This window comes from Ideonella sp. B508-1 (genome assembly GCF_000333615.1).
Taxonomy (GTDB): domain Bacteria; phylum Pseudomonadota; class Gammaproteobacteria; order Burkholderiales; family Burkholderiaceae_C; genus Ideonella.
The window spans coordinates 1-4,452 of the sequence record NZ_BADL01000470.1; the positions used below are offsets into that span (position 1 = coordinate 1).

Consider the following 4,452-nt stretch of genomic DNA (forward strand, 5'->3'; position numbering starts at 1 on the left):
CGGTGGGCTTTCTCTTCGTGTTCTCGATGGGCGGCTTCACCGGCCTGATCCTGTCGATGGCGCCGGTGGACCTGCAGCTGCAGGACACCTATTACGTGGTGGCCCATTTCCACTATGTGCTGGTGGCGGGTTCGCTGTTCGCCATGTTCGCCGGCTACTACTACTGGGCGCCCAAGTGGACGGGGGTGATGTATTCGGAGACCCGCGGTCGCATCCACTTCTGGGGCTCGCTGATCTTCTTCAACATCACCTTCTTCCCCATGCACTTCCTGGGGCTGGCCGGCATGCCGCGTCGCTATGCCGACTATCCGATGCAGTTCGCCGACTTCAACGAGATCGCCTCCATCGGCGCCTTCGGCTTCGGCTTCATGCAGGTGTACTTCTTCCTGGCCACCGTGCTGCCGATGATGCGCGGCCGCGGCGAGCCGGCACCGGCCAAGCCCTGGGAGGGTGCTGAAGGCCTGGAATGGGAGGTGCCCTCGCCGGCGCCCCACCACACCTTCGAGACCCCGCCCAAGCTGGACGAGACCGCCACCCGCGTGGTGGGCTGAGGAGCCGGACATGGCCGCACTGACACCTTCGCAACGTCGGGCCAATCTGCGGCTGGCCTGGACGCTGGCGGCCGTGGCCCTGGTCATCGGTCTGGCCTTCGTGGCCAAGATCGTCTGGCTGCACGCCTGAGCCCGGAGCAGAACATGTCCATCGCCGCCCGAGCTCGACAAGACCAGCTGGTGATGGTGGGCAAGTTGCTGGTCATCACCGCGCTGATGTTCGGCTTCGGCTATGCGCTGGTGCCCATCTACCGCCACATCTGCACGGCGCTGGGCATCAATGTGTTGTCCCTCTCGGAGCGTGGCGGCAGCGCGGCCGAGGCCGCACCCGCCAACACCCAGGTGGACAGCAGCCGCATGGTGACGGTGGAGTTCGACGCCAATGCCCGCGGCCTGTGGTCCTTCAAGCCCGAGGTGCGGTCCCTGCAGTTGCACCCGGGTCAGATGGCCACGGTGATGTACGACTTCACCAATACCCAGCCGCGCACCTTGACGGCGCAGGCCATCGCCAGCTACGCACCCAGCGTGGCGGGCAACTACTTCGAGAAGCTGGAGTGCTTCTGCTTCAACGAATACACGCTCAAGGCCGGTGAGTCCCGGCGCTGGCCGGTGGTGTTCTATGTGGACCACAAGCTGCCGCACGATGTGAGCACCATCACGCTGTCTTACACCTTCTTCGAGGTGGGCGGCAAGGTGCCCCCCGCGCCGGGAGGCGGCACATGAGCCCCCAGACCCCTGGCAGCGATGGCAGCTTCTGGCAGACCGTGCGCCTGGTGGCCTGGTCCTTTTTTGGCGTGCGCCGCCGGGCGGACCAGGAGCAGGACCTGCGACGGGTCAAGCCCCAGCACGTCATCGTGGCGGGGCTGGTGGGAGCGGCCCTGTTCGTGGGCCTGCTGCTGCTGCTGGTGAACTGGGTGGTGGATGGTGCGACAGGCCACTGAAGTGGTCGACCGCAGGCACACGAGACACGCGATCGCAACGAGGAGAACCGAGGATGTCCGCAGCGAACGATTCCCACGGCACGCCGTACTACTTCGTGCCCCAGCCTTCACGCCACCCGGCGATGGGGGCGCTGGCGCTGTTCCTCATCGCCTTCGGTGCCAGCCAATGGATCAATGACCTCAGCTGGGGCCGATATGCGGTGCTGGCGGGCTTTCTGGTGCTGTTCAGCGTGCTGTTCCAGTGGTTCGGCGATGCCATCCGCGAGAGCGAAGGCGGGCAGTACTCCCAGCGCATCGACGCGTCCTTCCGCTGGAGCATGAGCTGGTTCATCTTCTCGGAGGTGATGTTCTTCGCCGCCTTCTTCGGCGCCCTGTTCTGGGCCCGGGCGCATGTCATCCCCGCCCTGGGCAGCCTGGACAACCAGCTGTTGTGGCCCGACTTCAAGGCGGTCTGGCCCAGCGAGATGCCCGGTGCGACGGGCTCGCCCGCCGGCACCGTGGCGCCTTTCGAGACCATGGGCCCCTGGCCCATCCCGACGCTCAACACGGCCCTGCTGCTCACCTCTGGCCTGACCATCACGCTGGCCCACCACGCGCTCTTGGCCGACCGGCGGGGCAGCTGCATCGGCTGGATGTGGCTGACCGTGGCGCTGGGCGCCACCTTCCTGGGCTTCCAGGCTTACGAGTACATGCATGCCTACCATGAGCTCAACCTGAAGCTCACGTCCGGCATCTACGGCTCCACCTTCTACATGCTCACCGGCTTCCACGGCTTTCACGTGCTGTTGGGCACGCTGATGCTGACGGTGATCACGCTGCGACTGATGAAGGGCCACTTCAGCAGCAAGCACCACTTCGGCTTTGAAGGCGTGGCCTGGTACTGGCACTTCGTGGACGTGGTCTGGCTGGGCCTGTACCTGGTCGTCTACTGGATGTGAGGCGGCCATGCACCGCACCTCCCCCAGCTTGCACGGGCTCGCACCCGCGCTTGGCGCGGGGGAGGGGGTGCGGTCTTCAGTGGGTGACGGGCAGGCCGGTCGGATGGATCCAGCCCAGGGCCCAGGCCCCCAGCACCGCCAGGAACAGGGCAATGGACAGGCCGATGCGCCAGGCCAGGGCGCGGGCCATCTGCCGGCCGCGTTGGCCGCCGTCGTCCTCGGGGCGGCGGCGCAGCATCAGCAGGCCGGCGGCGGCCAGGCTGCTCAAAATGGCCAGCAGGGTGGCGATGATCAGGATCTTCATGTCCGGCATTCTTCTCCCGTCCCGGTGCCGGGCGCAGGAGGGCTTGCCCGGAGCGACCCGTTCACGCGGCGCGTTCTGGTGCTGCTGGCGGCGCTGACGGTGGCCGCGGTGACGGCCCGACTGGGCCTCTGGCAGATGCACCGTGGCCAGGAGAAGCGGGCCCTGCAGGCCGAGATGCTGGAGCGTGCCGAAGCGCCCGTGCTGAGCCCGGAGGCCCTGGCGCGCACCGCCCTGATCGCCCAGGGGCAGTGGTACCGGCGGGTCACCGTGCAGGGGCGCTGGCTGCCGGTGGCGCCGGTGTTCCTGGACAACCGTCAGATGGATGCCCGGCCGGGCTTCTTTGTGCTCTCGCCCCTGCAGTTGGACCGCGGGGATGTGGTGTTGGTGCAGCGCGGCTGGGTGCCGCGCGATCTGCAGGACCGCAGCCATCTGCCGGCCCTGCCGGTGCCCGAGGGGGAGGTGTTGGTGTCGGCCCGCGTGGCGCCCTGGCCATCGGCCCTGACCGCCTTGGGGGCGGACGCCCCCGGCCCGATCCGCCAGAACGCCGAGCCGGAGGCCCTGGCGGCGCTCTGGGGGCATGCGCTGTTGCCTTACTCGCTGCAGCAGCTGGCGCCGTCGCCTGTGGCCGCGGGCGCTGCTGCGGCTGCTGAACAGACCTTGCAGCGGCGCTGGCCGCAACCTGCGCTGGATGTGCGCAAGCACGACCTGTACGCCGTCCAGTGGTTCTTGTTTTCGTCGCTCACCGTGGGGTTGTATGTCTGGTTCCAGCTCATTCGCCCGCGCCTCGCACGGCACATCGCCTGAGCCGCTGACGCTCACCGTGCATGGCCTGCCCGGCGCGGTTCCGATGGCCCGCACCCGCTGGGGTGGGCGCTTCACCTTGCTGCTGGTCTTGCTGGCCTGCGCAGCCCCGGTGGTGGCGTCCTACTTCACCTACTACGTGCTGCGGCCCCAGGGGCGCAGCAACTATGCCGAGCTGATCCAACCCTCGCGCGGCCTGCCGGCCGACCTGCCCCTGCAGACCCTGGATGGCCGCGCCGTGACGCCTGCGGCCCTCAAGCGCCAGTGGCTGTTGACCGTGGTGGCCGGGGGCGCCTGCGATGCGGCCTGCGAACGCATGCTGTTCGAGCAGCGCCAGCTGCGCGAGATGCTGGGCCGTGAGCGCGACCGGGTGGACAACCTGTGGCTGGTGCCCGACGACGCGCCCGTGCGGCCCGAGGTGCTGCAGGCGCTGACCCCGGGCACCTGGGTGCTGCGGGTGCCGCCCCAGGCCCTGGCGCAGTGGCTGCAGCCCGCACCCGGCCATGCGCTGAGCGAGCACATGTACGTGGTGGACCCGATGGGCGAGTGGATGATGCGCACCCCACCCCAGCCGGAGCCCAAGCGCTTTCACAAGGACCTGGAGCGGCTCCTCAGGGCCTCCGCCTTCTGGGACCGTCCGGGGCGGGAGGTGGGGCCATGATGAACGCGACGCCCGTGGACTGGAGCCCGGCCCTGGCCTTGTTGGCCGGCTCGGGCAGCGTGACGCTGCTGATCCTGCTGGGGCTGGCCTGGCGCTGGCGCGGGGCCAGCCGGCGTCAGCGTCTGGCCGCGCTCACCACGCTGGCCCTGTTTCTGACGGTGGACCTGATCGCCTTCGGCGCCTTCACCCGCCTGACCGACTCCGGCCTGGGCTGCCCCGACTGGCCGGGCTGCTACGGCGAGGCCAGCCCGCTGGC

At 68.8% G+C, this 4,452-nt stretch carries 9 protein-coding genes; 8 read left to right on the forward strand and 1 reads right to left on the reverse strand.

What is annotated here, in order from left to right:
- The 5 genes from I73_RS29030 to I73_RS18865 form a co-directional block, all read left to right on the forward strand.
- Positions 1–551 (forward strand): cbb3-type cytochrome c oxidase subunit I (locus I73_RS29030; RefSeq protein ID WP_022982041.1); only part of this gene is annotated, 551 nt, incomplete at its 5' end.
- Positions 552–561: 10 nt separating this feature from the next.
- Positions 562–681 carry a cytochrome oxidase small assembly protein gene (locus I73_RS34125; RefSeq protein ID WP_022982042.1) on the forward strand — a complete coding sequence of 40 codons (120 nt, stop codon included), beginning with the start codon at positions 562–564 and terminating at the stop codon, positions 679–681.
- Between the two features lie 14 nt (positions 682–695).
- Positions 696–1,274 (forward strand): cytochrome c oxidase assembly protein, encoded by a 579-nt coding sequence (locus I73_RS18855; RefSeq protein WP_022982043.1) that lies wholly within the window; start codon positions 696–698, stop codon positions 1,272–1,274.
- On the forward strand, positions 1,271–1,492 hold the full coding sequence (locus tag I73_RS18860; RefSeq protein ID WP_022982044.1) for a DUF2970 domain-containing protein: 222 nt from the start codon (positions 1,271–1,273) through the stop codon (positions 1,490–1,492). The genes I73_RS18855 and I73_RS18860 overlap by 4 nt, the downstream gene beginning before the upstream one ends.
- A 53-nt stretch (positions 1,493–1,545) precedes the next feature.
- The gene (locus I73_RS18865; RefSeq protein ID WP_022982045.1) at positions 1,546–2,430 is read left to right on the forward strand and encodes a cytochrome c oxidase subunit 3; all 885 of its coding nucleotides are present in this window, start codon (positions 1,546–1,548) and stop codon (positions 2,428–2,430) included.
- 76 nt (positions 2,431–2,506) lie between these two features.
- Here the strand turns inward: I73_RS18865 and I73_RS18870 are convergent, their stop codons facing one another.
- Entirely contained in the window at positions 2,507–2,734 is a 228-nt protein-coding gene (locus I73_RS18870; protein ID WP_026096946.1) for a DUF2909 domain-containing protein, read from the reverse strand.
- 78 nt (positions 2,735–2,812) lie between these two features.
- Here I73_RS18870 and I73_RS18875 point away from each other — a divergent pair, with 78 nt between their 5' ends.
- The 3 genes from I73_RS18875 to I73_RS29035 form a co-directional block, all read left to right on the forward strand.
- Positions 2,813–3,538, forward strand: coding sequence for an SURF1 family protein (locus I73_RS18875; RefSeq protein ID WP_234409548.1), 726 nt, complete (start codon positions 2,813–2,815; stop codon positions 3,536–3,538).
- A complete protein-coding gene (locus I73_RS18880) occupies positions 3,489–4,196 on the forward strand; it encodes a hypothetical protein (RefSeq protein WP_026096948.1) in 708 nt (235 codons plus the stop codon). Before I73_RS18875 ends, I73_RS18880 begins: the two co-directional genes overlap by 50 nt.
- The coding region (locus I73_RS29035; RefSeq protein ID WP_199899072.1) for a COX15/CtaA family protein at positions 4,196–4,452 on the forward strand (257 nt) is incomplete at its 3' end. The genes I73_RS18880 and I73_RS29035, both read left to right, overlap by 1 nt.